The 18899-nt window shown below is 62.6% G+C and carries 15 protein-coding genes; 8 read left to right on the top strand and 7 right to left on the bottom strand.

The window, feature by feature from the left end; all coding sequences use genetic code 11:
- Window positions 1–171: 171 nt before the first annotated feature.
- Genes DIE29_RS10070 through DIE29_RS10080 form a run of 3 tightly spaced genes read right to left on the bottom strand, consistent with a single transcriptional unit; the run spans window position 172 to window position 3960 of the window.
- The gene (locus DIE29_RS10070) at window positions 172–2697 is read right to left on the bottom strand and encodes a hybrid sensor histidine kinase/response regulator (RefSeq protein ID WP_114649815.1); all 2526 of its coding nucleotides are present in this window, start codon (window positions 2695–2697) and stop codon (window positions 172–174) included.
- A gap of 3 nt (window positions 2698–2700) precedes the next feature.
- The gene (dapB, locus tag DIE29_RS10075; RefSeq protein ID WP_114649816.1) at window positions 2701–3507 is read right to left on the bottom strand and encodes a 4-hydroxy-tetrahydrodipicolinate reductase; all 807 of its coding nucleotides are present in this window, start codon (window positions 3505–3507) and stop codon (window positions 2701–2703) included.
- A gap of 36 nt (window positions 3508–3543) precedes the next feature.
- Window positions 3544–3960, bottom strand: a complete 417-nt coding sequence (locus DIE29_RS10080; protein WP_102041222.1) for an outer membrane protein assembly factor BamE — start codon at window positions 3958–3960, stop codon at window positions 3544–3546.
- Between the two features lie 136 nt (window positions 3961–4096).
- Between DIE29_RS10080 and fur the strand changes: the two genes are divergently transcribed.
- The gene (gene fur / locus DIE29_RS10085) at window positions 4097–4537 is read left to right on the top strand and encodes a ferric iron uptake transcriptional regulator (protein ID WP_108079777.1); all 441 of its coding nucleotides are present in this window, start codon (window positions 4097–4099) and stop codon (window positions 4535–4537) included.
- A gap of 48 nt (window positions 4538–4585) precedes the next feature.
- Here the strand turns inward: fur and recN are convergent, their stop codons facing one another.
- Both recN and DIE29_RS10095 read right to left on the bottom strand, forming a co-directional pair.
- Window positions 4586–6244, bottom strand: coding sequence for a DNA repair protein RecN (gene recN, locus DIE29_RS10090; RefSeq protein WP_114649817.1), 1659 nt, complete (start codon window positions 6242–6244; stop codon window positions 4586–4588).
- A 14-nt stretch (window positions 6245–6258) separates the two neighbouring features.
- Window positions 6259–7146 (bottom strand): NAD kinase, encoded by an 888-nt coding sequence (locus tag DIE29_RS10095; RefSeq protein WP_108079775.1) that lies wholly within the window; start codon window positions 7144–7146, stop codon window positions 6259–6261.
- 81 nt (window positions 7147–7227) lie between these two features.
- Between DIE29_RS10095 and hrcA the strand changes: the two genes are divergently transcribed.
- The 3 genes from hrcA (at window position 7228) to DIE29_RS10110 (ending at window position 10572) form a co-directional block, all read left to right on the top strand.
- Complete coding sequence (hrcA, locus tag DIE29_RS10100; protein WP_114649818.1) at window positions 7228–8256, top strand: heat-inducible transcriptional repressor HrcA; 1029 nt, start codon at window positions 7228–7230, stop codon at window positions 8254–8256.
- A 19-nt stretch (window positions 8257–8275) separates the two neighbouring features.
- Window positions 8276–9373, top strand: a complete 1098-nt coding sequence (hemH, locus tag DIE29_RS10105) for a ferrochelatase (RefSeq protein ID WP_114649819.1) — start codon at window positions 8276–8278, stop codon at window positions 9371–9373.
- A gap of 149 nt (window positions 9374–9522) precedes the next feature.
- Window positions 9523–10572, top strand: coding sequence for an NHL repeat-containing protein (locus DIE29_RS10110; protein WP_114649820.1), 1050 nt, complete (start codon window positions 9523–9525; stop codon window positions 10570–10572).
- A 40-nt stretch (window positions 10573–10612) separates the two neighbouring features.
- Here the strand turns inward: DIE29_RS10110 and DIE29_RS10115 are convergent, their stop codons facing one another.
- On the bottom strand, window positions 10613–11977 hold the full coding sequence (locus DIE29_RS10115; protein WP_114649821.1) for a serine/threonine-protein kinase: 1365 nt from the start codon (window positions 11975–11977) through the stop codon (window positions 10613–10615).
- A 162-nt stretch (window positions 11978–12139) separates the two neighbouring features.
- On the opposite strand from DIE29_RS10115, the gene grpE reads away from it, so the two are divergent.
- The 4 genes from grpE (at window position 12140) to DIE29_RS10135 (ending at window position 17387) form a co-directional block, all read left to right on the top strand.
- Window positions 12140–12736 carry a nucleotide exchange factor GrpE gene (gene grpE, locus DIE29_RS10120; protein WP_114649822.1) on the top strand — a complete coding sequence of 199 codons (597 nt, stop codon included), beginning with the start codon at window positions 12140–12142 and terminating at the stop codon, window positions 12734–12736.
- A 106-nt stretch (window positions 12737–12842) separates the two neighbouring features.
- Window positions 12843–14777, top strand: a complete 1935-nt coding sequence (gene dnaK, locus DIE29_RS10125) for a molecular chaperone DnaK (protein ID WP_102041213.1) — start codon at window positions 12843–12845, stop codon at window positions 14775–14777.
- Between the two features lie 98 nt (window positions 14778–14875).
- A complete protein-coding gene (gene dnaJ / locus DIE29_RS10130) occupies window positions 14876–16003 on the top strand; it encodes a molecular chaperone DnaJ (RefSeq protein WP_114649823.1) in 1128 nt (375 codons plus the stop codon).
- A 250-nt stretch (window positions 16004–16253) separates the two neighbouring features.
- The gene (locus DIE29_RS10135; RefSeq protein ID WP_114649824.1) at window positions 16254–17387 is read left to right on the top strand and encodes an ABC transporter substrate-binding protein; all 1134 of its coding nucleotides are present in this window, start codon (window positions 16254–16256) and stop codon (window positions 17385–17387) included.
- A gap of 60 nt (window positions 17388–17447) precedes the next feature.
- Here the strand turns inward: DIE29_RS10135 and cysS are convergent, their stop codons facing one another.
- On the bottom strand, window positions 17448–18833 hold the full coding sequence (cysS, locus tag DIE29_RS10140; protein ID WP_114649825.1) for a cysteine--tRNA ligase: 1386 nt from the start codon (window positions 18831–18833) through the stop codon (window positions 17448–17450).
- Window positions 18834–18899 lie beyond the last annotated feature (66 nt).

Below are 18899 nucleotides of genomic sequence, written 5' to 3' on the forward strand. Positions count from 1 at the left end.
TCGGGATCGAGTCGGACCGCAATGCCCGCAGGCACCTTTGGTCCATACGTGAAAAAACGGGACGGACCCATCGGCCAATCCCGCTTTCGTTTGGCGCGATTATAGTGTTTAAGCACCTTGCAAGCAACGCGGCACACGCCTTTGGCCGCGCGCAGCCCGGCGGCCGGCTACTCAAAGCTCACGCAGATGCGGGCGCAGATCGTTGGCCAACCATTGCATCTCGCGGATCAACGCTGAGACCGCCTCGGCACAGGCGCTGTCTTCGCCGTTGCGGGCGATGTCTTCCAACTGCCGCGCGGCGCGCTCGGCACGGGCGGCGCCGAAAATCCCCACCGATCCTTTGAGCGTGTGGGCCAGCTCGTAGAGCCGGCGCCGGTCGCCCTCCTGCCTAGCGTTGTGCAAAGCGGTAAGGTTGGGCTGCAGATCGCGAAAGAATAGCTGCAGCAACTGCGCAAGCGCCGCATCATCGCCATCTAGCAAGCGCCGAGTATGCGCCAGATCGGACACCGCATCGGGCGATGCAGACGAATCGGCCGCATCCAGCAGCGTCAAATCTGCCGCCCCGTCCAGCGCCACGGCCATCTGGTCATACCCGTTGCACACGCGCTCGATCGCGCTCAGCAATGCCGCGGATTGGATCGGTTTGGTCAGGTAGTCATCCATGCCCGCTTCCAAGCAGCGCCTGCGGTCGCTTTCCATGGCATGCGCGGTCATGGCGATGATGGGTACCGGCTGCCAGCGCCCAGACATCGCCCAACTGCGCCGCGCCTCCCGCGCACGGATGATCTGGGTGGCCTCGATACCGCCCATCACCGGCATCTGAACATCCATCAGCACCACGTCGAAGCGGTGGTTTTCGAGTATATCGACCGCTTCCTGGCCGTTATTCACGACGCTGACCCGGTGCCCGGCACGCTCGAGCAGCCGGCTGGCCACGGTTTGATTGACCGGATTGTCCTCGACCAACAACACCGCAAGCGACCGCCGACCATCGGTCTGATGCGCAGGTACCGCCCCGCCGGCATGCGGATCGAAGCGCAAAAAGCCGTCCTCGTCCGCTTCCTCACCCGCGCCGTTGCAGGCCATGCTGAGCGCATCGAGCAACTCATCGATGCCAAAAGGCTTGGCCAGCCGTGAGCTCAGACCCAGTTCCCGGCAACGCGCCAAATCCTCGCGCAGCGAGTGGCTGTCGAGCAGCATGACGATGCGCGACAGCCAGGGCGTCGATTGCCGAAAACGGGCGGCCAGGGCAAATCCGCCAGGCTCGGGCATGGCCGCATCCATCAACAGAAAATCGACCGGATCGTCATTGCGATGGGCCGCAGCCAGCGCGTCGACCAGCGCTCGACCGTCGCCAAACGCCTCGGCCCGCAACCCAAAGCCACCCAACTGTTTGGCCAAATGGGCAGCAAACGCCGCACAGCGCGTGCCCACCAGCACCCGCCGACCGGCCAACCCACGCGCTTGCAGCCTTGGCGCTTCGGCCATCACATCCAACTGGGCGGTAAAGCTGAAGGTACTCCCGCAGCCCTCTTTGCTGCTGAGCGTCAGACGCCCGCCCATCAGATCGACCAGGCGCCGGCAGATCGCCAACCCCAGTCCGGTACCGCCGTATTTGCGCGTCGTAGATGTATCGGCCTGGGTGAACGCGCCGAAAATGGCTTCCCGCTGACCTTCCGGAATACCGATGCCGGTGTCGCGTACTGCCACACACAGCTCTGCCCGCGTACGCTCACGCCGGGCAAGCGTCACTACCACCTCGATCTCACCTGCGGAGGTAAATTTGATTGCGTTGCCCACCAAGTTGAGCAACACCTGCCGAATGCGCCCAGGGTCGCCGCGCAGCACCGCGGGCACGTCGGCAGCAAGGTGGTAATAGATCTCCAGGCCCTTCTGGTGCGCACGCAGCGCCAGTGATTTGATCGCCTCGCCCACCACCTCGGCCGCAGAAAAATCGATGCACTCCAGGCTGAGCTTGCCGGCCTCGATCTTGGAAAAATCGAGCACGTCATCGATGATGGTCAGCAACGCCTCCGCCGAGGACTTGATGGTCTGCAGATAGTTGCGCTGCTCGGCATCCAACCCGGAATCGAGCAGCAATTCGGTCATGCCGAGAATACCGTTCATCGGCGTGCGAATCTCATGGCTCATGTTGGCCAGAAAATCGCCCTTGGCCCGGCTGGCCGCCTCGGCCGCCTCCTTGGCCTGCAGCAATTCAAGCGCCTTGCGCTTGGCATCGGTGACATCGCGCCACACGCCAAACAAGCGCCGCCAGCGCCCATCGGCACCGCGATCTTCCGCACGCCCTCGGACTTCGATCCACTGCCAGCGGCCCGCCCGAGTACGCAGCCGGAACTCGCACTCGAAACGGTCGAGCTCGCCGCGCAAGTGGCTTCTCAACAAAGCTTGCACTGCGCCAAGATCTTCCGGGTGGATGCTCGGCAACAAGGCTTCGGCGCGCCGGCCAAGCGCCCCCTGGGCTGCACCGAGCAAGACCAGCGCGCGCGCGTCGACATCGATTTCGTTGCTGTCCAGACGCCAATCCCATAGGCCGCCGCCCACATGCTGCAACGCCAGATCGAGACGTGCACGAAGCCTGGCCAGCTCGGCCAGCGCCCGGTCCCGCTCCGCACTGACGGCAGCAAAGCACGCACGCGCCTGCGCCGGATCGTCGGGCAGCTCCGGCGCCGTGCGCATGATTCAACGCAGGCCCAGTACGTCCTGCATGTCGAACAGCCCCGCTTTGCGCCCGGCCAGAAAACGCGCCGCGCGCAGCGAGCCAAGCGCATAAGGCATGCGACTGCCCGCTTTGTGGGTGATTTCCACACGCTCGCCGATGCCGGCAAACAGCACCGTGTGATCACCCACCACATCGCCACCGCGGATCGTGGAAAAACCGATGGTCTCAGCCTTGCGTTCGCCCGTCACCCCTTCGCGGCCATAGATGGCGCATTTTTCCAGATCGCGGCCCAGCTCACGCGCCACCACCTCGCCCATGCGCAGCGCAGTACCCGAGGGCGCATCGACCTTGAAGCGGTGATGCGCCTCGATCACTTCGACATCGAAACCCTCTTTGAGAATGCGCGCAGCGGTTTCGAGCAACTTGAACACCGCATTGACGCCCACTGCCATATTGGGCGCGAATACCAACGGAATGTCGCGCGCAGCCTCGGCAATGGCTTGCTTGCCCGCCGCATCGAAACCGGTGGTGCCAATCACCATGGCCTTGCCCAGCTCACGGGCGAGCGCCAGATGGGCCAGCGTGCCCTCGGGGCGGGTGAAGTCGATCAGGCAGTCGCTGGCGGCAATCGCCTCGCGCGCATCGTCTCCTATGGCCACCCCGCTGGCCACACCCACCATTTCACCGGCATCGCGGCCAATGAAAGGGGTACCCGGACGGTCGAAGGCCGCAGCGAGCGCGATCTCGCCATCCTTGAGCACCGCTTCGATCAGCGTCCGTCCCATGCGGCCGGACGCACCGGCAATGGCAACACGTAATTGACTCATTTTCGATCCTGGCTATCGGCGCCTGCTGCGCGATTCTCAATCCTTGGCCGGCGCCTCGATTTCAATGACCCGGCTGCGTTCGCCACGCTGCGTCTGCAGCGCCGCCTGCGGATCGCCGGGCTGAACGTCGCCCGCGACCCGATCGAGCACGTCGTCTTTGAAAAACACCGAGATGATGCGCTTTTCCGGCTGGCCGTGACCTTTGGTGAAGAGATAGACGTAATCCCAACGATCATTGCGGAAGATATCCACGACCAAGGGCGTACCCAACACGAAGCGTACCTGCTCACGGGTCATGCCGCGACGCAACTGCGCGACCATCTCCTGATCCACGTAATTGCCCTGACGAACATCGATGCGATACGGGTTGAGGTGGTCGGTGAGGGTGCCGAACGAACAAGCGGCCAGCGGGCCGAGTGCGGCAATCAGTGCCGTAATGTGCAAAAAGCGCATGGGTGGAGTCTTGGTTGGCACGCCGATCGGCGCAACATTCTCAGGTCAGGGCAAAAAATATATCATAGGCGGGCTCGGCCACGGCGGTGCGTGCAGCACGGCTGTGCCTTCCACGCCACTGCCCCGACAGGCGATCATGACCGACAACTCACAAAGCCTCAAAAGCATAGGTCTCAAGGCGACTTATCCGCGCCTGAAGATTCTCGATTTGTTTCAAACCTCGGAACAGCGCCATCTGACCGCTGAAGACGTCTATCGCCTGCTGATGACCGAAGGCATGGACATCGGTCTGGCCACCGTCTATCGCGTACTGACCCAGTTCGAACAGGCCGGTCTGTTGGAGCGGCATTACTTTGAATCGGGCAAGGCAGTTTTCGAGCTCCACGAAGGCGGGCACCACGACCACTTGGTCTGCCTGCAGTGCGGCAAAGTCGAGGAATTTTTCGACCCGGAGATCGAGCGTCGGCAAAACGCGGTGGCCGCCGAGCGTGGCTTCAAGATGAAAGACCACGCGCTCTACTTGTACGCCGAGTGCATCAAGGAAAACTGCCCTCACCGCAACGGCAATAACGCCTGACAAGCCGTCGATGATCGCTTGGGCGAGCCTTTTCAGGCCACGCCCGGCTCACGCCTGACCAAGCATTTCGGCGGCATGGCGGCGGGTGGTCTCGGTGATGTTCAACCCGCCGAGCATACGGGCGATTTCCTCTACTCTTGCCGCCCGATCGAGCACCGTGACACGGCTGAGCACTTCGCCACCCTGTTCGGCCTTGGCGATGGACCACTGCCAATCGGCACAAGCGGCTACCTGCGGCAAATGGGTCACGCACAGCACTTGGCGTTCGCGCCCGAGCCGATGCAAGAGTTTACCGACGATCTCTGCTACCCCACCGCCGATGCCGACGTCGACTTCGTCGAAAATCAACGTAGGCGTGGCTGCATCGCGGCTGGTCATCACCTGGATGGCCAAGCCAATGCGCGACAGCTCGCCGCCGGAGGCCACCTTGGCCAGCGGGCGCAGCGGCTGGCTGGGGTTGGCCGCCACCCGGAACTCCACAGCTTCGTTGCCCTGCGCAGAACCTTCCGGCAGCGGCAAGAGCGCCACCTCGAAGCATCCGCCGGCCATTGCCAAGGTTTGCATGGCCTCGCTCACTTGCGCCGAAAGCGCCGCGGCGGCCGGACGGCGCAGCGCACTCAGTTGCCCGGCCGCGACCTCGTAAGCGTGGCGCGCGGCCGCTTCCTGTTCGGCCAGACGATCCGGGTCGGCGCTCGCGCTCAAAGCGTCCAAGCGGCGACGCCAGTCGGCGAGCAGATCGGGTAAGGCTTCGGGGGCGACACGATGCTTGCGCGCAAGATCGGTGACCGCAGCGATACGATCCTCTATCACAGCCAGCCGCTCAGGGTCGAGGTCCAGCCGATCGCGATAACGGCGCAGCGCATGCAGGGCTTCGTCCGCCTGAATGGCGGCATCGGCCAGCAGACTACGCACCTGTTCGAGCGCAGGATCGATGCCGGCCATTTCACCGACCCGATTGGCTAGACGAGCCAACACAGGGGCTGCGGCCAGCTCACCTTCGCCCAATGCAGCAAGCAGCTCGTCGGCGCCTGACATCAGTCCCACAGCATGGGCAAGACGCGCATGCTCCTGATCGAGTGCATGCCATTGATCGGCATCGAAGGCCAGTTCCTCGAGCTCGCGCACTTGCCAAGTCAGCAACTCGGTTTCTCGCTCGGTGGCGGCACGGTCTTGTTCGGCACGCTCGCGCCGCGCCACCGCCTGCCGCCAGTCGCGGTAGCGCGCGGCCACTTCGGCGGCGAGCTGGCCGGCGCCGGCATGGGCATCGAGCAAAGCGCGCTGCGTATCGGCGCGCAGCAAGGCATGATGGGCATGCTGACCATGGATGTCGCACAGCCATTGGCCAGCTTCACGCAATTGCGCCAGCGTGACCGCCGAGCCGTTCACCCAGGCCCGCGAACGCCCGCTCGCCTCGACCACGCGGCGCAAAATCACCACGCCGTCGTCGGCTTCCAACGCCTGTTCGGCCAGCCAACCGGTCAGCGGACCATCGGGCGGCAGATCGAACTCGGCGCTCACTTCCGCGCGCTCGCGCCCGGCGCGGATTGCAGTGGCCTCGGCGCGGTCGCCCAGCGCCAGCCCCAGCGCGTCCAGCAGAATGGACTTACCAGCCCCGGTCTCACCGGTGAGGGCGCCAAAACCGGGCTGGAAATCGAGTTCCAGACGGTCAACGATGACGAAGTCGCGGATGGTCAGGCGGCGCAACATGGCAGGGACGGATGTCAGGTATGGCGCGGGACCGCACTCCAGTGCAGTTTCTCGCGCAACATGGCGAAGTAGCTGTAACTTTCAGGATGCAACAGGCGCACCTGCAAGGCCGAGCGGGTCACCCGCAGGCAGTCGCCGGCACGCGCATCGAAGCGTGCCTGGCCGTCGAAATGCACCCTGGCATCGTGCGGCGGTAAAAGATCGATGTCGATGCGGCAGCTATCCGGCAAGGTCACCGGACGGGCGGTCAGCGCATGCGGGCACAGCGGCACGATGGCAATGCCGCCGACGCTCGGATGCAGAATGGGACCGTTGGCAGACAGCGCATAAGCCGTGGAGCCGGTGGGCGTGCTGACGATCATTCCATCCGAGCGCTGGGTATAGACAAACTCGCCGTCTATCGTCACGTCGAATTCGATCATGCGCCCGAGATCGCCTTTGTTGATCACCACGTCGTTGAGCGCCAGGGTGTGGAAGATGCGTTGGCCGCCCCGCAGAATCTCTGCGTCGAGCATGAAACGGCATTCCGATATATAGCGTCCGTCGAGAATCTCACCGATACGCTCGCTTGCGTCCTCGCGGGCGATATCGGTCAGAAAACCCAATCGCCCCTGGTTGATGCCCACCAGCGGGACCCCGTGCTCAGCCAACCGGCGCGCGGTATTGAGCATGGTGCCATCGCCGCCGAGCACCACGGCCAGATCGGCACGGGCACCGATCTCATCGTAGGCGGCCGGCGGAAACTCGCCCCCGCCCATGCCGATCGAACTCGCAGTGCCCTGCTCGATGAGCACCCGCAACCCGCGTCCGCGGAGGAATTCGGCCAGACGCGAGACGGCCTCGGCCACGTCCGGACTCTGGTACTTGCCGATCAGGGCGACGGTGTGAAAGCGCTGACTCATGAGGCGCGATTAAACCATATCCACCCCATGCCCGGCAGCGCGCTGCACCGAGACCCAATCCGCGCTATATTCGCCCACACCATGAATACGCTCGATGCCCGTTCGCAAATTCTTCTCAAGACGCTGATCGAACGTTACATCGCCGAGGGCCAACCTGTGGGCTCGCGGACGCTGTCGCGCTATTCCGGTCTGGAGCTGTCGCCGGCCACGGTGCGCAACGTCATGAGCGACCTGGAGGAGATGGGCTTCATCACCAGTCCGCACACTTCAGCCGGCCGTATCCCCACCGCGCGCGGCTATCGCTTTTTCGTCGACTCGCTGCTGACCGTGCAACCTTTGGACGCATCGCGTATCGATGCTTTGCGCGGCCAGTTGCAGCCGGATCAGCCGCAGCGGCTGATCAATTCGGCCTCTCAGCTGTTATCCGAACTGACCCGATTTGCCGGTGTCGTGGTAGCGCCCCGACGTGAAGCGGTGCGGATCCGCCAGATCGAATTCATCCGCCTGTCCGATACCCGGATTCTGCTGATCATCGTCACCACTTCGGGCGATGTGCAAAACCGCCTCCTGCTCACCCGCCGGCCCTACAGCGCCAGCGAGCTGACCAGCGCGGCAAACTATCTCAACGAACATTACGCGGGCCTTGCCTTCGATGAAATCCGCACCCGGGTGCACGACGAATTGAAGCAATTGAGCAATGACATGAGCGAACTGATGGCCGCAGCGGTCGAAGCCGGCAGCGAGGCCACCGCCGAGACCGCTGCCAGCTACGTGATCTCGGGCGAGACGAATTTGCTCGATGTCGAAGAGCTGTCGTCCAACATGGCGCGACTGCGCGAACTGTTCAAGTTGTTCGAACAGCGCACCGGCCTGCTGCAACTACTTGAACTCTCGAACCGCGCCGAGGGCGTGCAGATTTTCATCGGTGGCGAATCCGGACTGGCGCCGCTCGACGGCTGTAGCGTGATCACCGCGCCTTATGAAGTCGACGGTCAGGTGGTCGGTTCGGTCGGCGTCATCGGTCCCACGCGCATGGCCTACGATCGTGTGATTCCCATCGTCGACATCACCGCCCGCCTGCTCTCAAACGCCTTGTCATCCCGCGACTGACCTTTTTCCCAGGATTCCCATGGCCCGCTACCGGCCCGAACCGCCCTACGCCCACGGCACGCCCGCACGCACCGCGGTACTGCTGGTCAACCTTGGCACCCCGGCCGCGCCAACCGCGGCGGCGCTACGCCCCTATTTGAAGCAGTTTCTTTCCGACCCGCGCGTGGTGGAAATTCCGCGCGTGCTGTGGTGGCCCATCCTCCACGGCATCATCCTCAACACCCGACCCAAGAAATCCGCCGAAAAATATGCCAGCATATGGCTGCCCGAAGGTTCGCCGCTGAAAGTGCATACCGAAAAGCAGGCCAAATTGCTGGCCGGCTACCTCGGCCACGCCGGTGTGTCGGACATCCAGGTGGCCTGGGCAATGCGCTATGGCGACCCATCCATTTCGCAAACCTTGCAGCGCCTGCGCGAGGCCCACTGCACCCGCATCCTGGTGGTGCCGATGTACCCGCAGTACGCGGCCAGCACCACTGCCAGCGTCATGGACGAAGTCGCGCGCTGTATGCTCGGTTGGCGCAACCTGCCGGAAATCCGCTTTGTACGCAGCTTTCATGACGACCCGGGCTACATTGCGGCGTTGGCGCAAAGTGTGCGCGACCACTGGGCACGCTGCGGCCGGGGCGACAAGCTGGTAATGAGCTTTCACGGCGTGCCGCGGCGCGCGCTGGATCTGGGCGACCCTTACCATTGCGAGTGTCACAAAACCGCCCGGCTGCTTGGCGAGGCGCTCGGATTGCCGGCCGAGCGTGTGCTGGTCACCTTCCAGTCGCGCTTTGGCAAGGCTGAATGGCTCAAGCCCTACACCCAGCCCATGCTCGAGGCCCTGGCCGCATCGGGGCTGCGGCGGGTAGACGTCATGTGCCCCGGTTTTGTGGCCGACTGCTTGGAAACACTGGAAGAAATCGCCATGGAGTGCCGCACCGCCTACATCGCCGCCGGCGGCCAGCAGTTCGAATACATCCCCTGCCTGAATGAAAACGACGCCTGGATCGAGGCACTGAGCCGGATCGTCCGCGCACACCTGGGCAACTGGCTGGAACTGTCGCAACCCGATGCGCAGGCGCTGGCGCGCACCCGGCAGCGCGCCGTCGAGCTGGGCGCACAACGCTGAACGGCCGCGCGCGCGGTGATCGGCGCCCCCGTTGGCGGCCGACCGCGCCGAAGTAGCCCCGCAATGGATCGGCACCCCATCATCGGCGCCTCAAGTTTTCCACTCATTGGCCGTTAAAGCTTGCGGGCAGCTTTATCCCGGAGACGGCCATGAAGATCGCAGCGGCAAGTCTGCAGATGCAGGCGGAACATTCTTCGAGCATGCGCTTTGAATCTTCCGAGCGCCTGACCGCCTGGGTGGGCGAACGCCCAGCCGGTGCGCGCGCCGAATCGAGCCCGGCAACAGTCCGCGTGCAGCTTTCGGCCCAAGCGCTCGCCGCGCAGGCTGCGGAGGCGACCCAAAACGCCGACGAGGCCGACCAACACGATCCGCAGTTGCAACTGCTGGTGCGCATGATCGAATACTTCACCGGCCGTCCGATCCGCCTGTTCGACGTGGCGGAATTCAACCGCGAGCGTGCGCGCGTGCAGGCGGACGCCGCCAGCTCGAACGAGCACCCGATGGCCACCGCCAACGGCCCGGCGCGGGCGGGATTTGGTATCGAGTATGACTACAGCGCAAGCTACACCGAACGCGAGCAGCTAATGTTCCAAGCCAGCGGCACGGTACGCACCGCCGACGGCCGTGAGCTCGCCTTTACGGTGTCTTTCGAAATGGAGCGTCGCTACGCGGAAACGCAAACCGTCAGCTTTCGTGCCGGCGATGCCCGGCTCAAGGACCCGCTAGTGTTCGATTTCGGCGGACCGGCCGGCGCGCTGTCGGATCTGCGCTTTAGCTTCGATCTGGACGCAGACGGTAAGACGGATGAAGTACCCTTGCCCGCCGGCGGCCGCGGTTTTCTTGCCTTTGACCGCAACGACAACGGGCGGATCGATGATGGCAGCGAACTTTTCGGCCCCCAGACCGGCGACGGTTTTGCCGAGCTTGCCGCGCTGGATAGCGACGGCAATGGCTGGATCGACGAAAATGACCCCGCCTTTGGTCGGTTACGCGTCTGGCAGCCGGCCGCCGAAGGCAATGGCCAGGTGCACACATTGACTACAGCCGGTGTGGGCGCGCTTTACTTGGGGCGTGTCACCACGCCATTCGATCTGCGCGGTGGCGCCCAAGACACGCTTGGCATGATGCGCAGCACCGGCATCTATTTGCGCGAAGATGGCAGCGCCGGCACGCTCAGCCAGATCGACTTGAGCGTCTAGCCGCCGCAGCCGGCCGCAGCGCCGATCGGGAGGCGGCACTTCAGTCGTCGACCAGCTGCAAGTCCAGGCCGCCGGTGGCGGTGTAATGGCCCTGGGTGGCGGATTCGGCGGTCTCCGCTACGCGTTTGGCCAGGGCCGCAAGGCGCTCGATGAGCACTGAGGACAGTTGCGCGCGGAACTTTTCGCGCACCTCGTCGGTGGCCAGGGCAAGCGCCGCGGGGTTGATCTCCAGATAGGTGCAAGGCTTGGTGCTCACCGCGCTCAATCGCTGCCGATGGTGACGCGGATCAAGCCATGCGCTCTCGCCGAACACCTCGCCGACCCCCAGCCTCATCAGCGCCCGATCATTGACCGACAGCTCGACTTCACCTTCGAGCAACAGTCCGAAACGCTGGTCGGTATCGCCTTCACGCATTAGCGTGGTCAATGCATCAGCCTTGCGCCAGGTGCTGATACGCAGTACCTCCCAGACCTCGATGTCGTCGAACTCGGTAAAAAAACCCAGCTTGCGCAGCACCGAAAAGCGGCTGGTGTCCGGCGGCACATAGCTGTCATCGACGATCTTGTAGCGCACCGCGGAGAGATCCTTGGCGAACTCGGCGCCGTTTTTGTAGCGCGAATACAGATCCTTCTCCAGCGCTTTGCGGATCACCGCATCCATCTGCTCAGGCACATCCGGGTTCAATTGCGACACCGCAGGCGGGTCGGCATTGATGATCTTGTAGATCAGTTGCGCCGGATTATTTGCGCGAAACGGCAGCCGCCCGGTCAATAAATGAAACAACACCACCCCGAGCGAATACAGGTCGGTTTTTTGGTTGAGCGGGTAGTTTTTGATCTGCTCCGGACTCATGTAAGCCGGCGAACCGACCCCCATGATGAACGTGGAATCGGATTCGACCTTTTTATCGACATTGAGCGCCAGGCCGAAGTCGGTGATCTTCACGTTGTCCTTGTCGTCGACCAGGATATTGGCCGGCTTGATATCGCGATGCACGATGCCGTGACGGTAGGCGTAGTCGAGCGCCATGCAGCACTTGAATACAATGCCGATCACTCTGTGTACCGGCAACAGGCGCTCGAAGGAACAGAAGCGTTCCAGGGACTCGCCCGGAAAATACTCCATGACTACATAAGCCTGGTCCGGCTCGATCACGGCATCGAAAATCCGGATGATGTTCGGGTGATCCAAACGGGAAGCGACCGCCTTTTCGGCCTTGAGCAACTTGATCAAGCGGCGGTTCCACTTGGCCTCGTCCTTTGCACGGTCGGCAAAGCGCACATGTTTGATCGCCACCGGTTCGGGATAGTGGGGGTTTTCCGCCAGATAGACGACCGCGGTCGCGCCGCGACCGATTTCGCGGACGATACGATACTTACCGATCTTCTGAGGAATTTCGCTCATGAACACATGCCCAAGCGGATCAAAGCCCGATATACGATTCTGGCACAGCCCCCTGCCCTACGCACCATCCGCCCCGGGTCACAAAAAATTATCCGCCCCTCTTGAAAAGCCGCCACCCGCCCCAAGCTTGCCGTCCATTGCGAGTAACCGGAGTCCGCACCCATGCAGGATCAGAACAAGGCGACACAAAGCACCGAGGCCATCGAGAACCCCAAAACCGAAGACATCGCACCGGAATCGGCGCCCCAAGACGCCGACGCGCAACCAGGGCAGGCCGACCATCCGGTCGACACCATGCCCAGCCTGGAAGAAAGCCTGCGCCAAGCCGAGTTGAAAGCGGCCGAGCACTATGACGCCTGGCTGCGCGCCAAGGCCGAGACCGAGAACGTGCGCAGACGTGCGCAGGAAGACATCGCCAAAGCCAGCAAATTCGCTGCCGAAAAGTTCGCCGCTGCGATGCTGCCGGTCAAAGACAGCCTGGAAGCCGCACTGGCGACCGAAAATCAGACTCTGGAAAAACTGCGCGAAGGCGTCGAACTGACGCTCAAACAACTGATTTCGGCCTTTGAAGGCGCAAATCTGACCGAAGAAAATCCTCTCGGTCAGAAATTCGACCCCAACAAACACCAGGCCATTGGCACCCTGGAAGCGGACGCCGAGCCCAACACCGTGCTCAACGTGCTGCAAAAAGGCTATCTGCTGCATGAACGTGTGATCCGCCCGGCACTGGTCATGGTTGCCAAGAGCAAAGACCAATGACCATCCGGGGCGGCAGGCTTGAAAGCCTGCGCATCCGCCCCATATTCGGAACAACCCGGCCGGCAACGTGGCCAATAGACATTCAGAAACCAAGAGGAAAGCAAACATGGGCAAAATCATCGGTATCGACCTGGGCACCACCAATAGCTGCGTGGCAGTCATGGAAGGCGGCAAGCCCAAGGTCATCGAAAACTCCGAAGGCGCGCGCACCACGCCGTCCATCGTGGCCTATGCCGACGATGGTGAAATCCTGGTGGGCGCACCGGCCAAGCGTCAGGCAGTCACCAACGCCAAGAACACCCTGTTCGCGATCAAGCGTCTGATCGGCCGTCGCTTCGAAGAAAAAGAAGTGCAAAAAGACATCGACCTGATGCCTTACACCATTTGCAAGGCCGACAACGGCGACGCCTGGGTCGAAGTACGCGGTAAAAAGATCGCCCCGCCACAGGTTTCCGCCGAAGTGCTGCGTAAAATGAAAAAAACCGCCGAGGACTACCTGGGTGAAGAAGTCACCGAGGCGGTCATCACCGTTCCGGCCTATTTCAACGACAGCCAGCGCCAGGCCACCAAAGACGCCGGCCGTATCGCCGGCCTGGAAGTCAAGCGCATCATCAACGAGCCGACTGCGGCCGCACTGGCTTTTGGTCTGGACAAAAAGCCGGGCGACTCCAAGATTGCGGTGTATGACCTGGGTGGCGGCACCTTCGACATCTCGATCATCGAAATCGCCGACATCGACGGCGAACATCAGTTCGAAGTGCTGGCTACCAACGGCGACACCTTCCTGGGCGGTGAAGACTTTGACCAGCGCATCATCGATTACATCGTCACCGAGTTCAAAAAAGAGCAAGGCGTCGATCTGAAAAACGATGTGCTGGCACTGCAACGCCTGAAGGAAGCTGCAGAAAAGGCCAAAATCGAGTTGTCGTCCTCCAGCCAAACCGAGGTGAACCTGCCTTACATCACGGCAGACGCCACCGGACCGAAGCATCTGGCCATCAAGATCACCCGCGCCAAGTTCGAATCGCTGGTCGAAGATCTGATCGAGCGTACCATCGAGCCGTGCCGCGTGGCGCTCAAAGATGCCGGCCTGAAAGTGTCCGACATTGACGACGTGATCTTGGTTGGCGGTCAGACCCGCATGCCCAAGGTTCAGGAGAAGGTCAAGGAGTTCTTTGGCAAGGAACCGCGACGCGACGTCAACCCGGATGAAGCGGTCGCCGTCGGCGCTGCCATCCAAGGTGGCGTGCTGCAAGGCGAGGTCAAGGACGTGCTGCTGCTCGACGTCACCCCGCTGTCTTTGGGTATCGAGACCCTGGGCGGCGTGATGACCAAGCTGATCAAGAAAAACACCACCATCCCGACCAAGGCCAGCCAGGTCTTCTCCACTGCCGAGGACAACCAGTCGGCCGTGACCATCCATGTGCTGCAAGGCGAACGCGAGATGGCCGCAGGCAACAAGAGCCTGGGGCAATTCAACCTCACCGACATCCCGCCGGCGCCGCGCGGCATGCCGCAAATCGAGGTCACCTTCGACATCGATGCAAACGGCATCCTGCATGTATCGGCCCGCGACAAGGCCACCGGCAAGGAAAACAAGATCACCATCAAGGCCAACTCCGGGCTGACCGAGGAGGAAATCGAGCGCATGGTGCAAGACGCGGCCGCCCACGCCGAAGAAGACCGTAAAGCGCACGAGCTGGCCGACGCCCGCAACCAATGCGACGCGCTGATCCACTCGGTGAAGAAGGCCTTGGCCGAACACGGCAGCAAACTCGACGACAGCGAAAAATCGGCCATCGAGTCGGCCATCAAGGCAGCCGAAGAGGCGCTCAAGAGCAACGACAAGGCTACCATCGACGCCAAGAGCGAAGCGCTGGCACAGGCCAGCCAGAAATTGGGCGAAAAGATGTACGCCCAGTCCCAGGCTGAAGCCGGTTCGCAATCGGGCGCGGGCAGCGCCCAGTCGGCCGGTGGCGGCAAGGCTGCCGACGCCGACGTGGTCGACGCGGAATTCACCGAGGTGAAAGACAACAAATAAGCGCCCGCCGGGCGGCAACCCCACGGCCGAACCCCCGCCGGAGCGCACCTCCGGTGCGGGTTCGGCCTTTGCATGAATCAGTGCCTGAGCGAGGAACCATGTCGAAACGCGACTACTACGACGTTCTCGGCGTCAACCGCGACGCGAGCGACGACGAAATCAAAAAGGCCTACCGCAAGCTGGCCATGAAATATCACCCGGATCGCAATCCGGGCAACAAAGACGCCGAGGAAAAATTCAAAGAGGCCAAGGAAGCCTACGAGATTCTGTCCGACGCGCAGAAAAGGGGCGCTTACGACCGCTACGGCCATGCCGGCGTCGACCCCTCGATGGGTGCGGGGCCGGGTGCCGCACAAGGCTTCGACGGTTTCTCCGATGCCTTCTCCGACATCTTCGGGGAGATCTTCGGTGGCGGCCGCGGCGGCGGACGCTCCAACGTCTATCGGGGCGCCGATCTGCGCTACAACCTGGAAATTTCATTGGAAGAAGCCGCGCGCGGCGCCGACAAGACCATCCGCATCCCTACCGTGGAGGCGTGCGACACCTGCCACGGCAGCGGTGCCCGACCCGGCACGCAGCCCAAAGTCTGCCCCACCTGCGGCGGGGCCGGTCAGGTGCGCATTCAACAGGGTTTCTTCTCGATCCAGCAAACCTGCCCGAAATGCCACGGCAGCGGGCATATCATTCCCGACCCCTGCCCGACCTGCCACGGTACCGGGCGGGTCAAACGCCATAAAACCCTGGAAGTGAAGATCCCTGCCGGCATCGACGAAGGCATGCGCTTACGTCATGCCGGCCATGGCGAGCCGGGCGTCAACGGCGGCCCCCCGGGCGATCTGTATGTGGAGATCCACATTCGCAAACACCCGGTGTTCGAGCGCGATCACGACGACCTGCATTGCGAAATGCCGATCAGCTTCACCACCGCAGCACTCGGCGGCGAAATCGAAATTCCCACGTTGGACGGCATCGCGCGACTAAAGATCCCGCCCGAAACCCAAACCGGCAAGGTCTTCCGCCTGCGCGGCAAGGGCATCAAGAATGTGCGCTCTCACGCACCCGGCGATTTGCTCTGCCATGTCGTGGTGGAAACACCGGTGGATCTCACCGAACGCCAGCGCGATCTTTTGCGCGAATTCGAGGAGCTGTCCAAGTCCAACGTGGATCGGCACAACCCCAAGGCCAAGTCCTGGATGGACAAGGTGCGGGATTTCTTCGGCGCCTGACACGCTCGGCCATTGCGCCGATTCATCCGGGCCGGCGGAGACCAAGCGATGCTGCCGGCCCATCTTGACGGCATAACCAAGACACACGGCGGCTTGCGATCTTGGTTATACTCGGCGGCTAGGTGGAGACCCACAGACAACGCGGCGCAAAGCACACAACCAAAACGCCGTCACCCGCGCAACCCAAACGCTTCGACGCCATGCGGTGTCGTGGTTCCGCCACTTGCCGAACCTCAGATACGGAGCATGCATGAGCCTTCTGCGCACCCTTGTCCTTGCCGCGTTACTGCCGTTTGCCGCCATGCATCAGCCAGCCCTGGCCGAGCGGGGGGTCACCGCCGACACCGTACTGCTCGGCCATTCCGGCGCTCTGAGCGGTCCGCTGGCAGAACTGAACCGTGAATACCTGTCCGGCGCCACGCTTTATTTCGACGACCTGAACGGCCGTGGCGGCGTCCATGGGCGGCGTATCGCGCTGCTCACCGTAGACGATGAATACAAACCAGAAAAAGCCGCGGAAAACGTTCGCAAGCTGATCGAGGACGACGGGGTGTTCGCCTTGTTCGGCTGCTTCGGAACCGGCCCCAGCGCCAAGATGATTCCGCTGGCCTCGCGCGCCCGGGTGCCGTTCTTTGCGCCCTACACCGGCGCCGATATGCTGCGCGAACCGCTGGACCCTTATGTCTTCCATCTGCGCGCCTCTTACGGGCAGGAGATCGAAGCCATGGTCGATCACCTGGTCACGCTCGGCGTGCAGTCGATCGGCGTGGTGCATCATGCCGACCCCTTCGGGCAGGCTGGCCTGGATGCCGCGCAAAAAACCCTTGCCCGTTACAACCTGCGCCCGGCAGTCATCGCCCCGATCGCCTCGAACGGCGCCGATGCCGCCGAAGCCGCCCGGCGGGTAGCGACCGCCAATCCGGCTGCGCTGATCATGGTGACCGCCGGCAACAGCTCCATCGCTTTGCTGCGTGCCGTGTTGGCTACCGAGGCCCGTCCGATGTTGTATGGTCTATCGGTGATCAGCAGCCAGCAGTTGGTCCGCGAATTGGGCCAAGATGCACACGGGTTGGTGATCGCCCAAGTGGTGCCATCACCGTTCCGTTTGGAGCATGCGGTCGTACGCGAATACCGGCGGCTCGCCGAAAAAGCCAGCCAGCCATATTCCTACACTGCGCTGGAAGGCTATCTCGCGGCCAAAACTTTTGTAGAGGCTTTGCGCCGCGCAGGCCGCGATCTCACCCGCGAAAAACTCGTCGAGGCCCTGCACGGCATGAACGATTGGGATGCCGGGGACTTGCGCCTGCAGTTCTCGCCTCGGCGCCATGTGGCGCTCGATTATGTCGATTTGAGCGTCATCAGCCGCGGGCATTTCACCCGCTGAACCGATGCGCGCACCCAGGCGGCGGCAGTCGTCATTACACTGGCGCCGCGCAAAGCGGGTTCAGGCACGGCGCCAAACGGTGCCTTGCACGCTGTCTTCCAACACGATCCCACGCGCGAGCAACTCCGCACGAATGCGGTCGGCTAGCGGGTAATTTTTGGCCTTCTTGGCGGCTGCGCGCTCGGCAATCAGCGCCTCGATCTGGTCCGCCGCCAGATCGGCCGCGGCTGTTCCGCCCTGCAAAAAAGCCACCGGATCGCGGGTCAGTAACCCTAGCACGCCAGCCAACGCCTTGAGTTGTACAGCCAGCTCGGACGAAGCGCTGCGGTTGACCTCGCTGGCCAAATCGAACAGCACCGCCACCGCCTCGGCAGTGTTGAAATCATCGTTCATGGCCGCCTGAAAACGCTGTGCGTGCGGCTCGGTCCAGTCCACAGTGGCCACGGTAACGGCCGGCGCGACGTTTTTCAGCGCAGTATAGAGGCGGGTCAGCGCGTGCCGCGCGTCCTCCAGGTGCGCATCCGAATAGTTGAGTGGGCTGCGGTAGTGGGCGCGCAGAATGAAAAAGCGCACCACCTCGGCGTCATAGCGCTTGAGCACATCGCGGATGGTGAAAAAGTTGCCCAGCGATTTGGACATCTTCTCATCGTCGACCCGCACGAAACCGTTGTGCATCCAGTAGTTCACAAACGTGTGACCGTGCGCTCCCTCCGACTGGGCGATTTCGTTCTCATGGTGTGGGAACTGCAAATCCTGCCCACCGCCGTGAATGTCGAAATGCTCGCCCAGCAACTCCGAGCTCATTGCCGAGCACTCGATATGCCAACCCGGCCGGCCGCAGCCCCAGGGCGATTCCCATTTGACCTCGGCCGGCTCATCTTCGCGCGCGCGTTTCCACAGCACGAAATCGAGCGGATCCTGCTTGCCCGCATCCACCTCCACCCGCTCGCCGGCGCGCAGTTCATCCAGCGATTTGCCCGAGAGCTTGCCGTAACCGCGGAACTTACGTACCGAATAGCATACGTCGCGGTTGGCCGCGACATAGGCCAGGCCGTTCTTTTGCAGCTTGTCGATGATCCGCTGCATCTGCGCCACATATTCAGTGGCACGCGGTTCATGGTCCGGACGCAGCACGCCGAGCGCATCGGCGTCCTCGTGCATAGCGGCAATGAAGCGATCGGTCAGCGCACGGATGGATTCGCCGTTCTCCCCAGCCCGACGGATGATCTTGTCGTCGATATCGGTGATGTTGCGCACATAGGTGACTTGGTAGCCACTGGCTCGCAGCCAGCGCGCCACCATGTCGAACACCACCATCACCCGCGCATGTCCAAGATGGCAGTAGTCGTACACGGTCATTCCACATACATACATGCGGACTTTGCCGGGTTCGATCGGGGTAAAAACTTCCTTTTTGCGCGTCAGTGAGTTGTAAATCGTGAGCATGACATTATCCGAAAAATCCGCCCCGGCCGGCTGCGGCCATACCGCGAGCGCACACCGGCAGCCAAA

The organism is Pseudothauera hydrothermalis, assembly GCF_003345255.1.
GTDB classification, from domain to species: Bacteria; Pseudomonadota; Gammaproteobacteria; order Burkholderiales; family Rhodocyclaceae; genus Pseudothauera; species Pseudothauera hydrothermalis.